Below are 21,999 nucleotides of genomic sequence, written 5' to 3'. Positions count from 1 at the left end.
GGTGGCGGTTCTGGTACAGAAAAAGTGCTGCGCTCAGCGCATGAAGCTGTATTTGAAATACTGGCCCTGCTTCATCAGTTCGCGGATCTTGCCCGGATCAGTCTCACCGTTCAGATTGGTGATGATCAGCTTGCCGGCCCCCTGGCGCAGATCGTTACGGAAATCGTAGAACGCCCCCAGGATGGCCAGATGCCCGGCTTCCACCTCGCCGGAAAACTTCAGGATGGCGCTTTCCACCTGGTTATTCACATTCAGCAGCGCGCCATCGGTAGGGTCGATGCCCTGCGGAATGTTGATGGTGGCCAATTCCTTGCGGATGGCCGGTTCCAGCTTGCTGTAATCGGCCGAGGCTGCCTTGATGGCACCGCAGGCGGCATGGCCGACAAAAATCAGCAGCGGGGTATGCAGATGGCGCACCCCGTACTCCACCGAGCCCTCTGCCGTGGCCAGCTGGTTGCCGATGTCACGCACCATGAACAGGTCGTTGACGGCGCTCTTGTCCATCACCTCGCTTTGCACCCGGGAATCGGAGCAGGTGACTACCGTGGCGCGCGGCGTCTGCTTGTCGGCAAAGGTCTTGAAATAGGCGGCATTGTGATGCGCCATGTATTCACTGTTGTCGTGCAGGATGGTCGTTACCGCGGCACGCACTTGCTGCACCTCGGAGCCATGGCCGTGTTCGTCATGGCTGCTCTCCTCAGGCTTGCGTTCCACTGCCTTGGGTTTGGCTTTGGCACGGCGCGGCTTGGCCGCACGCCTGGCCTCATGCACTGCAGCGCCCGGGGCATGTACCTCGGGGCTTGGGCCCACTGGGGCTTTCAGCAGAGGTGCCGCCCCTTGCTTTACTTCAGGCTGCAGGGTTTCCGGCTCCTTGGGCTTGGCGCGCGCCGCCGCCATGGATGCAGCCAGCTTGCCCGGCAACACGATGGTCTTGGTCGGTGCTTCCGCTGCGGCCGATGCCGCCTGCTTGCCCGGCAAGACAATGGGCTTGCCGTGTTCGGCAGGTGCCGCAGCCTTTTCTTCGGCCTGCGCCATGGTTACCAGCAAACCACCCCCGAGTAGTATGACCGCCGCTTGCAGCGAACGGATCTGCCATGTCTTGTTCATCACGCCTTGCATCCTGTTATTGATATGGAGAAGCCATTCAGTCCGGAACGAGCCCCGGCCGGAGGGAATGGCTGATCGGCACGCTTCGCCGACAAACCTAGAGTTATTTATAGTGTCAGGCTGCTGGCAACGCCGCTTTTCCCTTGCACAGGTGATGGCTGGCGATGGTACAGCACTTGATATCTGTCATATCGACCGGTTTTTACCAAACTTAACATTCAGACTACCTGGCCGAAGACCTTCCCTCGCCCAGCAACACCCCACCCAGCACCAACAGGCAGGCCAGCCATTGCGCCGGAACCAGGGTTTCATCCAGCAGCCACCACGCCAGCAGGACGGTAAAAAGCGGAATCAGATTGATAAAGGGCGATGCCCGCGACACCGGCATCTTGCTGACGGCCCAGGTATACAGGCCATATGCCCCCAGGGTGACGAACACCCCCAGGTACACCACCATCAGGCTGGGCCAGAGTGGAAAATGACTGGGCCAATGGCCCCAGGGGCTAAGCAGGGCCAGGCCAAACCAGACACTGCCCAGCACCGTCTGCATGCCGGTAATGGCCAGTGCCGAATAACGACGCGACAGGCGCTTGGCAATCAGCACATAGCCAGTGGCACACAACATGGCGCAAAACTCCAGCGCATTGCCCAATACCGGGTTGGGTGCCTGGGCGGATACCTGGTTGTCCAGCGTCAGCCACAGCACCCCGGCAAAGGAAATGACCAGCCCCAGCCAGCCACGCGGGCTCATTTTTTCATGCAGGAACAACATGGCGCCCACCCCGGTAAGCAAGGGCAGCGTGGCAGTAATGACCGATGCCTGTGCCGCACTGGTATTCACCAGCGCCTGGGCTTCAAACAGAAAATACAGACAGGGCTCGGCCAGGCCCATGGCCAGCATCCAGCGCCAGTCGCCACGCTGGTAACGCCAGCGCTCTGCCCGCTGCCACAACAAGGGCAGAATGCAGCAACTGGCCAGCACCATGCGGGCAAACAGCACTGCCAGTGGGTCGAACACGACAAAGACGATTTTCAGCGCGATAAAGGCACTGGCCCAGAGCAGCATGGCGGCGCTGAGCGCAAAAGTGGGCAACATGAGCAATCCATTGCAAAAGGAAAACCGCCGGTGCTGATCACCGGCGGCGCTCATTTTCCCACATCCGGCCTTAGCGCGTGACTTCGGGAAAGACTTCCAGCACCTTGCCAGTCAGGGGCTGGGTCAGGGCGCGCAGATAACTCTGGGCAATCTGCTCACGGCTCACCGGCATGAAACCGGCAAAGGCCCCGGCACCGCGCTCATCCCCCGCCACTACGCCAGGGCTGACCAGATTCACCCGCGCCTGTCCCCACAACTCCTGTGCCGCCGAGCGCACAAAGGCAGCCAGACCGGCATTGACCACACTGGCGCAACTACCGCCCAGAATATGCTCGCGCTTCAACAGGCCGGAAGTGAGCACGAATACCGCCCCCGTGTGCAGGTGGCGCGCACCGATCTGCACCAGACGCACCTGCCCCATCAGCTTGTCATGCAAGCCAGACTGCCAATCGTCCTCGCTCAGCTGTTGCAAGGGCTTGAATGGCACATGGCCGGCAGTCACCACCACCGCGTCCAGGTCTGGATGCGCCTGATACATGGCCTCGATGCTGGCCGGGTCGGTCATGTCCACCCGCACCTCAGCTTCATGACGCCCGCCCACCAGCACCTCATGTTCTGTTGACAACAATGCCACCACGGCACTACCGATAACACCACGTCCACCAATAACCAGTACTTTCATTGCCTTGCCTTTCTTGATTGAGCATCGTTCTGAAAATCACGCCAATCAATCATACGCATGACAATTTCGCAGATTAACACCAATAAAACGACTTCAATGTTCAAAATTTAAAACAATTCAGAATAAGCCTGCCTGACCGACAGTCTGCTAAGAAAATTCCTGGCACTGTTCAGGAAACTGGGCGTCCCTATGCTAATATCGTGAAAAACGCCGTCAAATACATCGCCCTTACCACGCACTGTTCTGCCATGAAAACAAATCCCACTCCATCGCCCGATGCCCTGCTGGCTTTTGATGCACTGGCGCGCAAAGGCAGTTTTACCGCCGCCGCCGATGACATTGGCTGCGCCAAAAGCCGCATCAGCCAGCTGGTGAAAGAGCTGGAACAGCAGCTTGGCACCGTGCTGGTGCTGCGCAACACCCGCCGCGTGGCACTGACCGAAACCGGCCGCCGTCTGGCCGAGCACGCCCGCCAGTTGCGCGAGATGCTGGAAAAAGTGGGGCCGGATATCGAAGAAGCGCAGGGCCTGATCGAAGGCCCGCTGCGCATCAGCGCCACCGCCTCGTTTGCCCAGTACCTGCTGGCTCCCATGCTGTCCGAGCTGGCTGCCTGCCATCCGGATCTGGAACTGGAGCTGCGCGCGGAAAACCGCCTGCAAGACCCGATCAACGACGGCGTCGACTTCTGCATCCGCTCACGCAATGTGCACGACGACCGCCTGGTGGCCAAGCCGCTGGGGTTTGTCTGGGAAGCGCCCTACGCCTCGCCCGAGTATCTGGCAAAAGCCCCGCCGCTGAACAGCCCGGACGACCTGTGCCGTCACCGCATCCTGCTTAACAGCCATCATGTCTATGGCCGGGAATGGCGGCTGGAAAAAGACGGCGAACTCAAATCCATCACCACCCGTCCCATGCTGGTGTGCGACCAGTACGCCTCGCTGATTTCCGGCCTGATTGCCGGCCACGGCGTGGCCCTGCTGCCGCACTATGTGGCCAGCCATTATCTGGAAAGCGGGCATCTGGTACGGGTATTACCGGGCTGGCAAGGCGGCAGCTGGCCGGTGTACCTGGTATTTCCGTACCGCCAGCCACTGCCGAAGAAATACGAAGCCTTCATCCAGCATGTCACCCCGCGCCTGCGCGCCGTGCTGGAAGAACGCCCGCTGTACTCCGGCGACTGAAGCCGCGCACTTGCCCGGCGCTTGATCCAGACCAAAGCCAATGGCAGCCGCCTTTGGCACAATCGCGCGCAATACTGCAACGAGAATCAGGCGCAATGCGCCGCATGAGGGCCGTAATGGAACATCTGGATATCTTGATCGTCGGCGGGGGCATGGTTGGCAGCGCCCTGGCCGCTGCACTCAGTGGCAAGGGCCTGAAGCTGGCCGTACTGGAACAGACCGCGCCCACGGCGTTTGACCCGACACAGGCACCGGACCTGCGTGTATCAGCCATCAGCCCCGCATCGGCACAGTTGCTGGAACGCCTGGGCGCCTGGCCCCGTATTCTCGCCATGCGCGCCGCCCCTTACCGCCGCATGCAGGTATGGGAAGACCGGGAACAGAACGGCACCCTGTTTGATGCCGCCGAAGCCGGTGTGGACGCACTGGGGCACATCGTGGAAAACCGCATCGTACAGCTGGCCACCACCGCCTGCCTGCAAGAAAAAGACGACATCCGCTATATTTGCCCGGCGCGCATTGCCAGCATTGTCTACTCGCCCAAGGCATCGCGCGTCACGCTGGAAGACGGCACCGTACTGGTCGCCCGCCTGCTGGTAGCCGCCGACGGTGCACGCTCCCAGGTGCGCGATGCAGCAGGCATCGGCATCACCAGCTGGGACTACCCCATGCATGCGCTGGTAGCCAGCTGCGAAATGGAATACGGCCAGCAGGACATCACCTGGCAACGCTTTACCGCCTCCGGCCCGCAAGCCTTCCTGCCGCTCACCGGCCCGCACGCCTCTCTGGTGTGGTACAACACGCCCACCGAAGTGAAGCGCCTGCTGGCACTGAGCGACGAAGAACTGGTTTCCGCCTTCAGCGCCACCTTCCCGCAAAAGCTGGGCGGCATCCGCCAGCTGCTGGCACGCGGCTCCTTCGCCCTCACCCGTCGCCATGCGGCAACGTATGCCAAGGATGGCGTGGTGCTGGCCGGTGACGCCGCCCACACCATTCACCCGCTGGCCGGTCAAGGGGTCAACCTCGGCTTTCAGGATGTGGCCGAGCTGGCCGACATCATCAGCCGCGCCGTCAGCGAAGGACGCGACTTTGCCGATATCAGCGTGCTCAAAGCCTACGAACGACGCCGCAAACCAGCCAATCTGGCCATGCAGACCGGCATGGACGCCTTCTGCTTCGGCTTTAGCAACAACATTCCGCCGCTCAAGGCTGCCCGCAAGCTGGGGCTGAAACTGGCCGACAAGGCCGGCCCGCTCAAACGCGAAGTCATCCGCTACGCGCTGGGCTTGCCGCGCTAAGAGCGGCTAACAAAATAGCGTAGCCTCCCTGGGGCAAGACGCGCCGACGCAAACAGTACAAAGAGTACGGCAAGGAGGCGCAACGCAGCAGCAGGCTTTTTGTTAGCGGCGCCAAGGTAGTCTTGCGCTCATCTGGCGCAGCAGAGCCACAAGGCCCTGCTGTGCCTGTTCTTGCCTCAATCCCTTCCACCCGGCACCCCACCCATACCCGCCCTTTGGCGGCCAGCAAGCCTTCTGCCATACACACCGAAACCACTCAGCGACACACACTCGTCGGCAACCACCAAACGCTACTTTTGCAGCAAGCACGGCTGCATTCAGCCCCAGAAATCGCGGCTACGCCATAGCCAAGGGGAAAAGTGAAATTGCGCACACAGAACACCTTGGCCAACCCACAGCCTTTAGCAGGCCTGAGTCATGATCACGATCTATGAGTACTTGGCACGCAGAACAAATGCATGCCGGCACTATACTGCCCAATTTTCACTACACCGACTTCTCACCTCCCCGTAAGTCATTTCCGTGCGAGTACTCACACTATTCAGCCATGTGCATAAAGGATCCAACTCCATCTTCAAGATTAATCAACCACTAGAACAATCCGACTCCATTCGCCACCCATCCTTGCTCTGCATTGATGCCATTTACCTGTCCCTTGTACAGGTTTACCCGCCCGGTTACTCCCCCCTACAGTCAGCCGCTACGTGCAGGCCAGCCCTTGTTACCGCTTTTGCTACCACCACGTCTTTGCTCAAGGAATGCCCATGTCCCGTCTTGCCCTTCCTCCTCCTCGCTCTGCCATACGACTGGCGCTGGCCTGCATGCTAACCGTAGCCACGGCTCATGCTGTGGAACCGTTGCCCATGCTGCAAAGCGAGCCACCCGCAGCGAATTTTTCTTATGAAGCGCGCATTGTTCGACACCGTGGCGTGATGGATCGAGACCCCAATATCTACGTCTACACCCCCGCTTTTGCCCAGCGCTTTCAAATGCCGGTGCAATAGGAATCGAAAGCCTTGCAAGGTGCCGATGCTGTCGCCTTTCGCGTGATGCCCAGTTACGCCACCTGCGGCTGGGGGGGCGACCGCCAAGCTTGCCGTGAAGACGAAGTACGTTGCGTGCTGGATGTGTATTTCGATCAGCAACGTAATCCGCTGCCCTGGGACCCAAGGATGCCGCCAGTAGAGCTGGATCTAAGTCAAACTTCATCGGAATTTTTGGCTAGTGCAGCGAACCGGCTAATGCGTCCGCGCAGCACATTACCGGGAGCTGGAGTTCGAGTACCACTGACCGACCCACAAACTGGCAAAGAGTTGGGGTGGATGTATTGGGATAAAAGCGGTAGCTCTGGATGGATCGGAATAATATCTTATGACAAGAATATATTTAGTCAAATCAGTATGATTACCATAGGAACTTCTTGCTACCAAGCCCCTGGGGAATTATGGCTCACCACGGAAGTTTTAAATAGATCTGAAGTACCTAACTCCCCACAACTAAAACATCGTGTCATTTTTCCTGACAACTGGCAGCAACGGGTTAAGCAAGCAATGGCTGTCAGCGAGCAGCGCAGTCGCGCATTTTATCGAGAGCAGGGTGAAAAAGCGCTCAAAGCCTTGCAAAAAACCCAACCCAGCCAGTCCCCTTCTTTCCCCCAGTAGCCCTTGTCCAGACCGGAGATAAACCATGACCAGCACCCTGAACCGTGACGCCGCACTCAGCACCCTGTCAAATGCCGCTTATCAAGAGAACTCCCAACACACTTTGGAAGTGTGAATAAAATCCGATTCATCTATCAAACTAAAATTCACATAATGCCGCTTTGACATATAAATTCAAACCTCCATCACACCATCAGAAAACATAAAAACACTGACCTAATAGTCCATTTACACAAGCACAATCACAGCCTTAACTTACCAGTTAATCGCTCGATAAATGATTGAAGATAATGACGCACAATCTATATTGCCGTAAGTATACATACTTGGTGATTCTGATAATTTCAGCAGTACTATCAGGATGCCACCCCTGCTCTGTGATTCAGTGTGAAAACTGGGTTTCATCCATCGCATACACAGATAAAACTGGAAATTTATATATAGACATAAAAAATAAAGGCACATATGATTACGCAGAACTCACTAGCATTTCAATTAGCAAAACAACCACCAATAATGATAGCGAAGGATTTTGGGCAGCATGGGGGCGCCAACCAGTAGAACAAGTAATACATGGAAATTACTTTCCAATACAATACGGAAAACAAACAGAATTAATAGACCCATACATCCCAGCAAAAAAAATCACCAACGGTAGATATCAAATACTAGGATTTGTTATTTTCTATAAAAACGGGGAAAAATACCCAACCAACATCAAAGGAGAATTTATTTACCAAAATGGCAGCATCAACAACATAAATAATTAACAAATGAAAATTGGAGATTAATCATGAGCGAACGAAAACTCACCAACAATGAAATATCCATGCTTAAAGAGGTATATGGAGACTCTATTGATTACTCCAAAATAGTCATCAATACCAGGCTATTACCAGGAGAAGCTGCCGTCACTACATTTAATACCATTTCATTTCCAGACGAATACTACAAAAATGACTACACCACAGCAGGTGGCATGAGCTTTAAAGGATGGTTAGTTCATGAGGTTGCCCATATTTGGCAGTGGCAGGTACAAGGGAAAGTTACTATTTTAAGTGGCATTGGCAATTGGATTGGCAATGGTTTCAGTTACGATAAAAATGTTTACGATTACTCTATCAATGACGATTTCAATAAAATGAATATCGAACAAATGGCTGCAGCCATTACCGATAGATTTTTACTGCAACATGGTCTATCAAAACCATACAACTGCACAGACTGCACGGGCAACCCTCTTAGTGATGGATCTTACGACCGTTTACTCAATAAATTCGATCAAATAAATTCATCTAGCAAAGCAAAATCAATTTCAAGTTCAACATCAGTAATTGAACTTGATAGCAATCAGGACGGAAAGACTGATCAATTAATTTATACTTTTAAAAATTTATATGGCGGCCCTGATCAATATATTTCCACAGGCAACTCCTTTGCCGACCTGCTGAATGCCGACCGGCAAATGCGCTATCTGTATGGCCAAGGCAGCGTGCTGGATTCCATCTGGCGTGATTACAGTAGTTTCTCCACCTATCAATTGGTGTACAGCAGCCCTACCTTTACTACACCTACCTACCATTTTGGCTACGATCCCATCGGCGCTTTCTACGAAAGCAAAGCCATCGCCACCGATAATGCCACTTCCATTGCCAAGCAAACCTTCCGCGTGCTGGATGGCAATGGCAAGGCCGTGTCAGCAGCGCAATTGCTGGCTCGCGATAGCAATAAGGATGGCAAGCTGAGTGGGGCGGAGCTGGATGGTCTGACCGCCTGGCAGGATGGCAATGAGGATGGCGTTGCGCAGGGCGGTGAAAACATCACCCTGGCCAGTGCGCTGAGTGGGCTTGGCTTGCAAACCATCCGTGCCAGCGATGTTGGCTTTTATACGGCAGGTCAGGCTGTTGGGCAAACCGTGGCTCAAAGCACAGCATTAGCACCACTAAACATTAAAATGCCACCGGTACTACCTACGGCATGGGGTAGTAACTATGCCACCTTGCGTAATACAGATAATCGCTTCTGGATAGCTTCTAGTCTGTGGATTGATTGGGCACCTTCTCAGATAAAGATTTCCAGCGACCAACGCAATATGGTTGGCACAGATGGAAATGACAGTTTCGATGTCAATTACTATGCCCAATACAATGGGAAATTCTTCAACCTGGCATTGATACAAAATTTTTATGCTGGCGGTGGTGACGACCAGATGGGAGGTTCTGACCGTAAGGATAATTTATGGGGTGGTACCGGTAATGATATTTTGTGGGGCTATGCTGGAGATGACCGCTTGTATGGTGAAGAAGGCAATGACCAGCTAGATGGAGGCGCTGGAAATGATCTGCTGGATGGAGGTAGTGGTAATGATTTGCTACTGGGACAAGAGGGTAACGACGCGCTGATTGGCGGAGATGGGCATGATGAGTTGAATGGTGGTAGTGGGAGTGATGTACTGGATGGCGGTAGTGGCAATGACAAGCTATTTGGCGGGGTAGGTAATGATGTATTGAATGGCGGGGATGGAGATGATTTTCTGCAAGGCTTCACAGCAAGTAACGACTTCAAACAGTCGCTATTAGCTGGTGAAACTGATGATGATGTGTTGTTTGGTGGTGCAGGGAATGATCAGTTGCTAGGTGGCTTGGGCAATGATTACTTGGATGGTGGTATTGGACAGGATTATCTGGATGGTGGAGTTGGTGACGATACGTTATTTGGTGGTGCTGGTGATGACGAAATGACTGGCGGTAGTGGTAATGATGTGATGGATGGTGGCAGCGGTGCCGACAAGATGTTTGGCGGGGTGGGTAATGACCGCATGTGGGGCGGTGATGGCGATGACATCATGCTGGGGTTCACGCCAGGCAATGATACCAAACAGGCCTTGGCTGCTGGCGAAACGGATAATGATGTGATGTATGGCGGGGCAGGTAATGATTTGATGCTAGGCGGGCTGGGGAATGACCAGTTATGGGGCGGTACTGGTAACGATGAGTTACAAGGGGGAGAGGGAGATGACTGGCTGTATGGCGAAGCCGGTAACGACCGGCTGTTTGGTGGCGCTGGCGATGATGTGATTTATGGCGGGGATGGTGATGATTTGATTGTCGGTGGCATGGCCAATAATGAAGCACCCTTGCCTGCTGGTACACGCGATAATAATTTCCTGTATGGCGGTGCCGGGAATGACACCATTATTGGTGGCATCGGCAATGACTATATTGACGGTGGGGCCGGTGCCGACACCATGGAAGGTGGCAAAGGCAACGATATCTATATTGTCAACAGCGTAAATGATGTGGTGCTGGAACAGCAGAACGAGGGCTACGATACCGTCGTCAGCAGTGTCAATTATATTCTGAATGCCAATATCGAAGAATTGCGTCTATTGGAAGGTTATACCATCAATGGCACCGGCAATAGCCTGAATAACCTGATTATTGGAAACAGCCAGAATAATATCCTGGATGGTGTCACCGGGGCCGATACCATGATAGGTGGACTGGGCAATGATATTTATTATGTCGACAATGCCGGTGATAAGGTGATTGAACTGGCTGGCGAGGGCGTGGATACGGTCTATGCCAGTATCAGCTACGCCCTGGGTGAGCATGTCGAGAACCTCACCCTGCTGGACTTTGCCAAGCCGGAAAAGGGCCTGGCCGACGGGGTGGATATTCTGGTGTATGGCTATCCCAAGGCCAACGAGCTGGATTATATGCAAGGCAATGCCATCCCCGGTTTCCGCGGTACCTGCGCGCTAACCAGCATTGCCAACCTGGCGACTCAGGCCAATATCGCCCTGACCGAAGGCCAGGTGGTACAGCGGGCGATAGACAATAAATGGTGCGTCACCGACCCGGTCAAACCTGACTACCAGCGCGGTGGCTGTAACGCCTACAATCAACAAGCCTTGCTGGATAGCTATGGCATTCGTAATGGCATTATCGCTGGCTATAACGAGCAAGCCATTGCCAACTTGATCAAGGGTGGACGCGGGGTGATCATTGCAGTGAACAGTGGCAAGCTGTGGAACGATGCGGCTTATTTGGGTGATGGCAGTACCAATCATGTGGTAACGGTCACTGGCGTGGCCTGCGATGCCAAGAGTGGAGCAATTAATGGCTTTTATATTGCAGACTCAGGCCGCGGACTGGTGAGCGACATGACCCGTTATATCCCGCTGGCCGATTTCCGCCGGGATGCGAATGTCACTAATGCATACGCCATTTACACCATCGAACCGATCAAGCTATGGGAAGAAAACATCAATGCCACCGGCAATGCGCTGGATAACCAGATTATCGGCAACCGTGGCAATAATGTGCTGACTGGGGGCAAAGGCAATGACACGCTGATTGGCCAGGCCGGTAACGACCGCTATGTATTTAACCGTGGCGACGGCCAGGACTTGATCATCGATCAGGATGCCACGCTGGGTAATACCGATACCTTGCAGCTGAATGGCATCAATCAGACTGATTTGTGGTTCTCCAAACAGGGCATGGACCTGCAAATCAAAGTGCTGGGCAGTACGGACAGGCTCACTGTCAAAGACTGGTACACCCCGGGCAGCAGCGGCACAGATAACCAGATAGAACGCATTCAAACCGCGGATGGCCGCACGATGTACAACAGTGACGTTGCCCGCTTTGTACAGGCCATGAGTGCGTTTGCACCACCGTCTGCAACCCAAACCAGTTGGGTTAATGGTCAGCAGAGTAATGGCCAGGTGTTGCTGGCGGTCAATCATTAGTCCCGTCAAATCATCCTGTTAAGCAGTCAGGAGGTAAGCCTCGCTTGCCTCCTGTACTGCCATTGTTCCCGGCGGGTGATGCAGCACCGCCTTCATCCTGTTCGTTTTGGCTTTGTTTCCATGTCTACACCCTCTTCCTCTCCGGCTGATGCCACCCATAGCAAGCAGCTTGACAGCGGCTTGCACTGTTTGATTCTGATGGCGCAATTACATGGTATTGCTGCCGATGCCGCGCAGTTACACCACCAGTTTGGCAATTCAGCTTTTTCGGTACAAACCCTGTTGCTGGCAGCGCGCAAGTTGGGGCTGACGGCCAAATGTATTCAACAAGACATGGCGCGGCTGGAACGTGCGCCCTTACCTGCCATTGGGATATGGCGGGATGGCGGCTTTTTTATCATGGGAAAAGTGGATACCACCCATGAGTCTTGGCGAGTACTGATTCAGCAGCCCGGTCAGCCTCCGCAGGTAATCGGTTTGCCGGACTTGCTGTCGCGCTGGAGTGGCGAATTGATTCTGTTTACCAGCCGCGCCAGCTTTGCCGGGGCCATGGCGAAATTTGATTTCACCTGGTTTATCCCTGCCGTGGTGAAGTATCGCAAGTCATTGGGCGAGGTATTGCTGATTTCACTGGCGCTGCAACTGATTGGCCTGATCACCCCCTTGTTCTTTCAGGTGGTAATGGACAAGGTGCTGGTGAACCATGCCATGACCACGCTGAACGTGATAGCCATCGGCCTGATTGTGGCCACCTTGTTTGATGCCTTGCTCAGCGGAATTCGCACTGCGGTATTTGCCAACACCAGCAGCAAGATTGATGTGGAACTGGGTGCCCGGCTATTTGACCATTTGCTGTCATTGCCGGTGGCGTATTTTCAGGCTCGGCGTGCCGGGGACTCGGTGGCACGCATACGCGAACTGGAAAATATCCGCTCTTTCCTCACCGGTAACGCCATGACTCTGGTACTGGATACGGTATTTTCTGTTGTATTTTTACTGGTGATGCTGTGGTACAGCGTGCCATTGACCATGATTGTATTGGCATCCATCCCGGTCTATCTGCTGCTGTCGTTTATTTTTACCCCTATCCTGCGCGCCAAGCTGAATGACAAGTTCAATAAAAGTGCCGAGAACCAATCTTTTCTGGTGGAAACCCTCACCGGGATAGACACCATCAAATCGATGGCGGTAGAGCCGCGCTGGCGGCAAAAGTGGGACAAACAGCTGGCAGCTTATGTGGCAGCCGGGCTATCCACCACCAATGTCGGTCTGGTGGCCAGTGGCGGTGTTAGTCTGGTCAGCAAGCTGGTGACCGCGGGCATCATGTGGCTGGGAGCCTTGCAAGTATTGGACAGCAAAATGACCGTGGGCGAGCTGGTGGCTTTTAATATGCTGGCCGGCCAGGTATCAGCGCCCATTCTGCGGCTAGCGCAGTTATGGAATGATTTCCAGCAGGTGGGTATTTCCATGCAGCGGCTGGGCGATATCCTGAATACGCATACCGAAGTGGAGGGCCATAAAACCCGCATTCCGCGCATTGCCGGTGCCATTGGTTTTGATCAGGTGTCCTTTCGCTACCGCCCGGATGCCAGCGATGTACTGCGTGGCATATCTCTGGAAATCAAGCCGGGCGAGGTGATTGGCATTGTCGGTCGCTCCGGGTCAGGTAAAAGCACCTTGAGCAAACTGGTACAGCGGCTGTATGTGCCGGACCGGGGCCGGGTGACGGTGGATGGTCAGGATATTGCCATTGTGGACACCGCCTCCTTGCGTCAGCAAATTGGCGTGGTTTTGCAAGAAAACACCTTATTTTCCCGTTCAATTCGCGACAATATTGCGCTGACCGATCCTGCGGCACCAATTGAGAAAATCATTCAGGTGGCCAAGCTGGCTGGCGCGCATGACTTTATCTGTGAATTGCCGGAAGCCTACGACACGTTGGTTGGCGAACAGGGTGCCGGCTTGTCTGGTGGCCAACGGCAGCGGATTGCCATTGCACGGGCGTTATTACTTGATCCACGCATTCTGATTTTTGACGAAGCCACCAGCGCACTGGATTACGAATCGGAAAAAGTCATCCAGGACAATATGCGGCGGATTGCCGCCGGTCGCACGGTATTGATTATTGCGCATCGCTTGTCGGCAGTACGGGATGCCAACCGGATTATCGTGATGGAAAAGGGGCAGATTGCCGAATCCGGCAATCACGCCCAACTGATGCAACAGCCGAATGGCATTTATCGCCATTTGCATACCTTGCAGGGGCAGGCAGCCGTCAACCCGGTAGTACATGGCAATCCTGGCCCCCTGGAGCAGGTATGAGCTTGCGTCACCGGCTACAGGCCGGGTTCGATCTGCTGCGCCGTTATGTTTCGGTTTTCCGTCACTTCTGGCGTATCCGGGATACGCTGAAAACCGATTTTTTCAATAAACAGGAAGCCGAATTTCTGCCTGCCGGACTGGCATTACGGGAAGCACCCGACTCGGCCACCTTGCGGCTCAGTGCCCGTGTGCTGATGAGCTTGCTGCTGGCAGCCATACTGTGGGCTTGCTTTGGCCACATCGATATCATCGTCACCGCCACGGGCAAGATCATTCCATCGGCACGCATCAAAACCATTGCCTCGGTCGATGTGGCCAGTGTCAAAGCCTTGCATGTGAAGGAAGGACAAACCGTACGGGCAGGCGAGGTACTGGTTGAGCTAGATGCCAGCAGCAGTGACGCCGAACACGATAAAGCCGCGGATGCCCTGCTGCAGGCGCGCTTGCAAGTGGCCCGTTCACAAGCCCTGATCGAAGCGGTGGACCAGCACCGTCCGCCACGCCTGCCGGATACCAGTGATATTCCCAAGCAACAATGGCGTGCGGCCAAGCAACAGCTGGACAGTCAATATCAGGATTTCCGCGCAAAACTCCAACGGCTGGATAGTGATATCGCCCGCTTTGCCGCCGCATTGCCGCTGGCGACACAGCGTGAACAGGACTACAAGTTGCTGGCACAGGACAATACCGTCTCCCGCCATGCCTGGCTGGAAAAGGAGCAGGCGCGGATTGATCTGGTAGGGCAGCTGGCGGATGCGCGCAATCAGCGTACCGCCTTGATTGCCCAAACCCGCAAAGAGGCCTTCGACGCCATCACCGAAGGCAACAAGATCGTGATTGCCTCCGGACAGGATGCCCGCAGGGCGGGTACGCGTAGCCAGTTACTGAAATTGACCGCACCTGTCGATGGTACGGTGCAGCAACTCACCGTACACACGGTGGGAGGCGTCGTCCCGGCGGCGCAGCCATTGATGCAGATTGTTCCCCGACAATCTGCTGTGGAAGTCGAAGCGTTTATCGAAAACAAGGACATCGGCTTCGTGCATGTCGGCCAGACTGCTGCCGTCAAGATTGACGCCTTTGAATACACCAAGTACGGCACCATTCCAGCCCAGGTCAGTCATGTTTCCCACGATGCCATCCAGGATGAAAAGCGCGGGCTGCTCTATGCCAGCAAGATCACGCTGGACCGGGACAGCCTGACTGTTGACGACCGAAAACAGGCGCTCACCCCGGGCATGGCAGTCAACGTGGATATCAAAACCGGCAACCGCCGCGTGATTGAATATCTGCTCTCTCCCCTGCTTCGCCACCAGCAGGAGTCCTTGCGTGAACGCTAACACTCGGGCTTGTCCGCTACTTACACTCTGTTGCCTTGTATTACCGATGGCGTCTGCCTTGGCAGAAATCAGCAGGCCGGGCTGGTTGTCAGACCCACTGCTGGCCAGCCCGCCACTACTGGAGACTGCTGCTGATCATGGTCGGCCTTGCCAGACCGTGCCGGATAACACCACAACAATCATCAGCTTGGCCACCGCACTGGATATGGCGCTTTGTTTCAATCCGCAATCGCAGGATGCATGGGCCTCCATCCGCCAATACAGTGCACAACGCGGAGAAGCACGTGCCGCCTACTTGCCAAACATCAGCGCAGGCATCAGCCGTCAGCAGCAGCAATCCCGTTACCCTGCCACCAGTCGCCAGATGGATACCAGCATTAGCACCGATAGCCGTTATGCCAGCCTGACCTGGCGACTGCTGGATTTTGGTGGCAGGGAAGCCAGGCTGCAAGCGGCTGACCATATGCTGAGCGCAGCCCTTGCCAGCAGGGATGCCATCATCCAGAAAATCATGCGGGATGTGATTGCCTTGTACTTTTCCGCCCAATCCGCACAAGCCGAACGTGATGCCCGCGCAGAAGGCAAGAATATTGCGCAAGAGATTCTGACCATGACCAAGCGTCGCGAAACGCAAGGCCTTGCTGCTCATACCGATAGCTTGCAAGCGGCAACGGCCCTGGCCAAGGCAGAGCTGGAACTGGCTCGCGCCACAGCCAATGCCGACAAGACAAGCCTGGCACTCGCCTTGAAACTGGGCTTTCCACAAGGAGTGATGCGCTTGCCACGCATACAGGCTGCCGATGTCCGTCGTTATAACGTGATCCAGAAAGACCTGAGTGCCTGGCAGGCTCTCGCCAGTGAACAGCATCCGGCCATTGTGGCGGCCTATGCGCAATGGCAAGCCGCGAAAGAGCAGTACAAGGCCACGCGGGCAGATGGCCTGCCGGTACTGGACTTCAGCCATAGCCGCTACCTGAATGGACGGCCCAATCAGGAACTGAGCGCCAGGCAGTCCCGCGAAACGGTCACTGGCCTGACATTGAGCATCCCGCTGTTTGAAGGCTTTGGCCGACACTACAAGCAACAAGGAGCACTGGCACAGATCGCCCAGAAAGAAGCGCAATGGCAGGAAACCCGGAATCAGGTACTGCATGACATCAGTCAAACTTACAGCGAAGCCACGGCCTCCTTGCTCACCCTGGAGGCCTCGGGAAGACTGCTGCGCATTGCAGAGGAAACCATGCAGGCCATACAGCGGAAATATGCAATGGGGCTGGCTGACACGCAGGAAATTCTCAATGCGCAGGCCGGTCTGGCCGATGCACGACAGGAACGGGTACGCACATTGGCAGAATGGCGTTCGGCACAGCTACGCTTGCTGACGGACGCGGGGAAGTTGCGCATGCATGATGTGGAGTGAACTTCAATAATGATCAAGTGGCATGAATAGACCGGACAAATGTCTGGCATTTTCATGCAGGTCCTGCAAGCGGCTGCTTGTTTGCAGCCCTCCCAGCACTCCCAGCACAGCCATAAAAAAAACCGCCCTCGAGGGGCGGTTTTTGCTTAACCGGCAGATGCAGGTTTAGGCGTTCAGTTCGCGCGCCAGGTACAGCCAGGTTTCCACCACGGTGTCCGGGTTGAGGGAGACGGTTTCGATACCCTCTTCCACCAGCCACTTGGCGAAGTCCGGATGGTCGGACGGGCCCTGACCGCAGATGCCGACATACTTGCCAGCCTTGCGGCAAGCCTGGATGGCCATGTGCAGCATGGCTTTCACGGCTTCGTTACGCTCGTCGAAGGTGGCGGCAATCGGGCCACCGGAGTCGCGGTCCACGCCCAGGGTAAGCTGGGTCATGTCGTTGGAGCCGATGGAGAAGCCGTCGAAGAACTGCAGGAACTTGTCGGCCAGCACAGCGTTGGTCGGCAGTTCGCACATCATGATCAGACGCAGGCCGTTTTCGCCACGCTTCAGACCATTGGCAGCCAGGATTTCGACAACCTTCTCGGCTTCAGCCAGGGTACGGACAAACGGGATCATCACTTCCACGTTGACCAGACCCATCTCGTCGCGCACCTTCTTGATGGCGCGGCATTCCAGGTCGAAACAGTCACGGAAGGATTCAGCCACGTAGCGCGCAGCACCACGGAAACCGATCATCGGGTTTTCTTCGTGCGGTTCGTACAGCTGACCGCCGATCAGGTTGGCGTACTCGTTCGACTTGAAGTCGGACATGCGCACGATGACCTTTTTCGGGGTGAAGGCTGCGGCCAGGGTGGCAACACCCTCGGCAATCTTGTCCACGTAGAAGTCAACCGGGCTGGCGTAGCCGGAGATGCGATCGCTGATGGTCGCCTTCAGGTCGGCCGGCAGAGTGTCGAATTCCAGCAGGGCTTTGGGGTGAATACCGATCTGACGGTTGATCACGAATTCCATGCGGGCCAGACCCACACCTTCGTTCGGCAGCTGCGCGAAGTCGAAGGCCAGTTCCGGGTTACCCACGTTCATCATGATCTTGACCGGAGCAGCGGGCATCTTGTCCAGCTCGAGGTCGATGATTTCAACGTCCAGCAGGCCATCGTAGATGTTGCCGGTATCGCCTTCGGCGCAGGAAACAGTCACCTGCATGCCTTCGGACAGTACGTCGGTGGCATCGCCACAGCCCACAACAGCCGGAATACCCAGTTCACGCGCGATAATGGCAGCGTGACAGGTACGGCCACCGCGGTTGGTGACAATGGCAGCGGCACGCTTCATCACCGGTTCCCAGTCCGGGTCGGTCATGTCGGTTACCAGCACGTCGCCCGGCTTCACGCGGTCCATTTCGGACGCATCCTTGATGGTGCGTACGGTGCCCTGGCCAATCTTCTGACCAATGGCGCGGCCTTCGCACAGCACGGCGGACTTGCTGTTCAGACGGTAGCGGCGCAGGGTGTCCTTGCGGTCTTCCTGCGACTTCACGGTTTCCGGACGGGCTTGCAGGATGTACAGCTTGCCATCGCCACCATCACGGCCCCACTCGATGTCCATCGGGCGGCCATAATGTTTTTCGATGATCAGCGCGTATTCAGCCAGCTCGGCTACTTCAGCGTCGGTGATGGAGAATTGCTTGCGCAGTTCTGCCGGCACATCCACGGTCTTGACCGAGCGGCCAGCCTGGGAAGCATCGGTGAATTCCATCTTGATCAGCTTGGAACCCATGTTCTTGCGCAGCACAGCCGGACGACCTGCCTTCAGGGTCGGCTTGTGAACGTAGAATTCGTCAGGGTTGACGGCACCTTGCACCACGGTTTCGCCCAAGCCATAGGAAGCGGTGATGAACACCACGTCTTCAAAGCCGGATTCGGTGTCGATGGTGAACATCACACCAGCAGCGCCCGTGTCGGAACGCACCATGCGCTGTACACCGGCGGACAGGGCCACAACGTCGTGGGCAAAGCCTTTGTGTACGCGGTAGGAAATGGCGCGGTCGTTGTACAGGGAAGCAAAAACATGCTTCATGGCATCCTTGACGTTTTCAAGGCCACGAATGTTCAGGAAGGTTTCTTGCTGGCCTGCGAACGAGGCATCGGGAAGGTCTTCTGCGGTTGCGGAAGAACGGACTGCTACGGAAATATCTGCACCACCGGAATCGGCGACCATCTTGTCCCAGGCAGTCTTGATATCTTCATCAAGCTTGGCCGGGAAAGGAGTATCGATGATCCACTGGCGGATTTCCTTGCCAACGCGGGCCAACTCGGTCACGTCGTCGATGTCCAGTTTGGACAGCGCGGCGCTGATCTTGTCAGCCAGGCCATTGTGCTGGAGGAAATCACGGTAGGCATCCGCAGTAGTCGCAAAACCACCGGGGACTCGGACGCCCGAGCCTGCCAATTGACTGATCATTTCGCCCAGGGAGGCATTCTTGCCGCCTACCTGTTCAACGTCAGTCATGCGCAGTTTCTCGAACCAGATGACGTAGTTCTCTGCCATCACTTCACTTCCTGTATTGGATTGGACGGATAGAAAACCCGCATTCTAGCCGAATACCACCGCGTTTGCGTAGCCCATTTTGCGGCGCACAACACAAGGGTTTGCCCCATATCAATGCAAACAAGGCCGATGAATGGTCAATCCGGGGGCGTTTCTTTGCAGATTTGTGACTGCAATGTAGTGTGGCGACTACAACAAAAACCATGATGGTGGCGGATCAGGGCCAGATCATGGCAAAAACAGCATCAACGCCGACCCGCTGCCTTGGCAGGGGCGTCGAGGGGTATAATCTGTCACAACTTTTTTCCCATTGCTTCCGAAACAGGTGCATCCATGCCACACCGTCGCTCCGCCTTTTTCATTTCTGACCGCACCGGCATTACCGCCGAATCGCTGGGCAACACCCTGCTGACCCAGTTTGATACGCTGGATTTCAAGCGCGAAGCCATCCCCTTCATCGATACGGTGGAAAAGGCCCAGGTCGTGGCCCACCACATTCGCGCCGTAGCTGAAGCGGACGACCTCAAGCCTCTGGTGTTCACCAGCATCGTCAACCCGGAAGTGCGCGAAGTGCTGCACATCGACAATGCGCTGGTGGTGGATTTCTTCGACACCTTCATTGGCGAACTGGAAGCCGAGCTGGGCCAGAAGGCCTCGCTCACCCTGGGCAAGGCGCATGGCGTGGGCAGCGAAGAGAAATACGACCACCGTATCGAGGCGGTGAACTTCTCGCTCAATCACGACGACGGCGTGAAGCTGAAAGACCTGGCCGAGGCCGATGTGATTCTGGTGGGCGTGTCCCGCTCCGGCAAAACCCCGACCTGCCTGTACCTGGCGCTGCAATACGGCATCAAGGCGGCCAACTACCCGCTCACCCCGGAAGACCTGGACAGCCCCACCCTGCCCAAGATGTTGCTGCCCTATCGCAACAAGATGTTCGGCCTCACCATCGACCCGGCCCGCCTGCACCACATCCGTCAGGAACGTCGCCCGGATTCGCGCTACGCCAGCCTGGACAACTGCCATTTCGAGGTAAACGAGGCCGAGTCCATGTTCCGCTTCCACGGTGTGCCTTTCATCAGCACTACGCACAAGTCGATCGAGGAGATCGCCACCACCATCATGCACAAGGCCACGCTGACCCGTCGCTTCTAAGACACAAGCGGCCCACAAAACCCCTGTTGCTGCGTTGCGCCTCCTTGCCGTACGCCGTGTACTGTCTGCGTCGGCGCGCCTTGCCCCAGGGACGCTACGCTGTTTTGTGCGCCGCCCGGAAAACCGTGGATAGCAAGCGGGCTGCGGCCTTGTGGCAACACGCGGCGCATTGCGCTTGACGCCTGCTGCTGCGCCGTGGTGTGATAGAAAACATGAACTCCCGCATCGCATTCGTATCCTTCAACTGGTGGTGGCGCCTCTCCTGAGGTGGCACCGGCGACTGCGCACGCATACAACCCGGAGGCTGCCGACAAGGCGGATCCGGGTTTTGTTTTGTCTACGTTCCGCCTTGTCGATGGTTTCCGTTACTTGATCAGCAACAGGAACACGACATGAAACCGAGCGACATCACTTCCCAGGACATCATTCTCACCGGCGACCGCACCACCGGCTCGCTGCACCTTGGCCATTACGTTGGCTCCTTGCGCAACCGCGTGTTGCTGCAAGACCGCTGCCAGCAATTCCTGCTGCTGGCCGACGCCCAGGCGCTGACCGACAATATGGGCAATTACCTCAAGGTGCGCGACAACGTGCTGCAAGTGGCGCTGGATTATCTGGCGGTAGGCATCGACCCGGCCAAGAGCACCATCTTCATCCAGAGCCTGGTGCCGGAGCTGACCGAGCTGGCGTCCTACTATCTCAACCTGGTGACGGTATCGCGGCTGGAACGCAACCCCACCATCAAGGATGAAATAAAACAACGCGGCTACGAGCGCGACATCCCCGCCGGTTTCCTCACCTACCCTGCCGCCCAGGCCGCCGACATCACGGCCTTCAAGGCTACCATCGTGCCGGTGGGTGAAGACCAGATTCCGATGATCGAACAGACCAATGAAATCGTGCGTCGCTTCAATGCCAGCGTGGAAAACCCGGTACTGGTGGAAGCCCGTGCCATGGTGCCGGAAGTAGGTGCCCGCCTGCCCGGCATCGACGGCAAGGCCAAGATGTCCAAATCGCTGGGCAACACCCTCACCCTGTCCGCCAGCGCCGATGAAATCCGTCAGGCAGTGAAGATGATGTACACCGACCCCAACCATCTGCGCGTATCCGACCCCGGCCAGGTGGAAGGCAATGTGGTGTTCAGCTATCTGGATGCCTTCCATCCCAATATCGAACTGGTAAAACGCCTGAAGGAGCACTACCGTCTGGGCGGGCTGGGCGACAGCGTGATCAAGCAGCATCTGGAAGAATGCCTGCAGGAACTGCTGGCCCCCATCCGCCAGCGCCGCGAGGAATACGCCCGCGACCCGGCCGCCGTACTGGCCATGCTGAAGGAAGGCACGGCGCGCGCCCGTCAGGTGGCGGCTGTCACCCTCAGTGAGGTAAAGGCAGCCATGGGGCTGAATTACTACTGATTCGCCGCCATCC

General features: G+C 56.1%; 15 protein-coding genes. 11 read left to right on the top strand and 4 right to left on the bottom strand.

The genetic code is table 11. From position 1 onward, the window contains the following. Positions 1-33: 33 nt before the first annotated feature. From DKK66_RS11445 to DKK66_RS11435, 3 genes are all read right to left on the bottom strand, one after another. Positions 34-1,107, bottom strand: a complete 1,074-nt coding sequence (locus tag DKK66_RS11445) for a carbonic anhydrase (RefSeq protein WP_242673623.1) — start codon at positions 1,105-1,107, stop codon at positions 34-36. Between the two features lie 223 nt (positions 1,108-1,330). Further along, positions 1,331-2,203, bottom strand: a complete 873-nt coding sequence (locus tag DKK66_RS11440; RefSeq protein ID WP_131358163.1) for a DMT family transporter — start codon at positions 2,201-2,203, stop codon at positions 1,331-1,333. Between the two features lie 70 nt (positions 2,204-2,273). Beyond that, complete coding sequence (locus tag DKK66_RS11435; RefSeq protein ID WP_131358160.1) at positions 2,274-2,885, bottom strand: short chain dehydrogenase; 612 nt, start codon at positions 2,883-2,885, stop codon at positions 2,274-2,276. 248 nt (positions 2,886-3,133) lie between these two features. Here DKK66_RS11435 and DKK66_RS11430 point away from each other — a divergent pair, with 248 nt between their 5' ends. From DKK66_RS11430 to DKK66_RS11390, 9 genes are all read left to right on the top strand, one after another. Then, a complete protein-coding gene (locus DKK66_RS11430; protein WP_062788305.1) occupies positions 3,134-4,066 on the top strand; it encodes a LysR family transcriptional regulator in 933 nt (310 codons plus the stop codon). Between the two features lie 116 nt (positions 4,067-4,182). Then, on the top strand, positions 4,183-5,364 hold the full coding sequence (locus DKK66_RS11425) for an FAD-dependent monooxygenase (RefSeq protein WP_131358157.1): 1,182 nt from the start codon (positions 4,183-4,185) through the stop codon (positions 5,362-5,364). 764 nt (positions 5,365-6,128) lie between these two features. Then, positions 6,129-6,368, top strand: a complete 240-nt coding sequence (locus DKK66_RS11420; RefSeq protein ID WP_131358154.1) for a hypothetical protein — start codon at positions 6,129-6,131, stop codon at positions 6,366-6,368. Positions 6,369-6,380: 12 nt separating this feature from the next. Beyond that, entirely contained in the window at positions 6,381-7,025 is a 645-nt protein-coding gene (locus tag DKK66_RS11415) for a hypothetical protein (RefSeq protein ID WP_131358151.1), read from the top strand. Between the two features lie 290 nt (positions 7,026-7,315). Continuing rightward, positions 7,316-7,795, top strand: coding sequence for a hypothetical protein (locus tag DKK66_RS11410; RefSeq protein ID WP_131358148.1), 480 nt, complete (start codon positions 7,316-7,318; stop codon positions 7,793-7,795). Positions 7,796-7,818: 23 nt separating this feature from the next. Further along, positions 7,819-11,781 (top strand): calcium-binding protein, encoded by a 3,963-nt coding sequence (locus DKK66_RS20665; protein WP_131358145.1) that lies wholly within the window; start codon positions 7,819-7,821, stop codon positions 11,779-11,781. A 120-nt stretch (positions 11,782-11,901) separates the two neighbouring features. After that, positions 11,902-14,103 carry a type I secretion system permease/ATPase gene (locus DKK66_RS11400; RefSeq protein WP_131358142.1) on the top strand — a complete coding sequence of 734 codons (2,202 nt, stop codon included), beginning with the start codon at positions 11,902-11,904 and terminating at the stop codon, positions 14,101-14,103. Beyond that, on the top strand, positions 14,100-15,443 hold the full coding sequence (locus DKK66_RS11395; protein ID WP_131358139.1) for an HlyD family type I secretion periplasmic adaptor subunit: 1,344 nt from the start codon (positions 14,100-14,102) through the stop codon (positions 15,441-15,443). The genes DKK66_RS11400 and DKK66_RS11395 overlap by 4 nt, the downstream gene beginning before the upstream one ends. A 58-nt stretch (positions 15,444-15,501) precedes the next feature. Further along, the gene (locus DKK66_RS11390) at positions 15,502-16,863 is read left to right on the top strand and encodes a TolC family protein (RefSeq protein ID WP_165494159.1); all 1,362 of its coding nucleotides are present in this window, start codon (positions 15,502-15,504) and stop codon (positions 16,861-16,863) included. 165 nt (positions 16,864-17,028) lie between these two features. Here the strand turns inward: DKK66_RS11390 and ppsA are convergent, their stop codons facing one another. Then, complete coding sequence (gene ppsA, locus DKK66_RS11385) at positions 17,029-19,416, bottom strand: phosphoenolpyruvate synthase (RefSeq protein WP_045847252.1); 2,388 nt, start codon at positions 19,414-19,416, stop codon at positions 17,029-17,031. A gap of 333 nt (positions 19,417-19,749) precedes the next feature. Here ppsA and DKK66_RS11380 point away from each other — a divergent pair, with 333 nt between their 5' ends. Further along, entirely contained in the window at positions 19,750-20,571 is an 822-nt protein-coding gene (locus DKK66_RS11380) for a pyruvate, water dikinase regulatory protein (RefSeq protein ID WP_131358132.1), read from the top strand. 392 nt (positions 20,572-20,963) lie between these two features. Next, positions 20,964-21,986, top strand: a complete 1,023-nt coding sequence (gene trpS / locus DKK66_RS11375) for a tryptophan--tRNA ligase (protein WP_131358128.1) — start codon at positions 20,964-20,966, stop codon at positions 21,984-21,986. Positions 21,987-21,999 lie beyond the last annotated feature (13 nt).

The organism is Aquitalea sp. USM4 (assembly GCF_004328945.1).
Taxonomy (GTDB): Bacteria; Pseudomonadota; Gammaproteobacteria; order Burkholderiales; family Chromobacteriaceae; genus Aquitalea; species Aquitalea pelogenes.
Note: the sequence above shows the minus strand (reverse complement) of the source record. Positions and strands in the feature narration are given on the sequence as shown.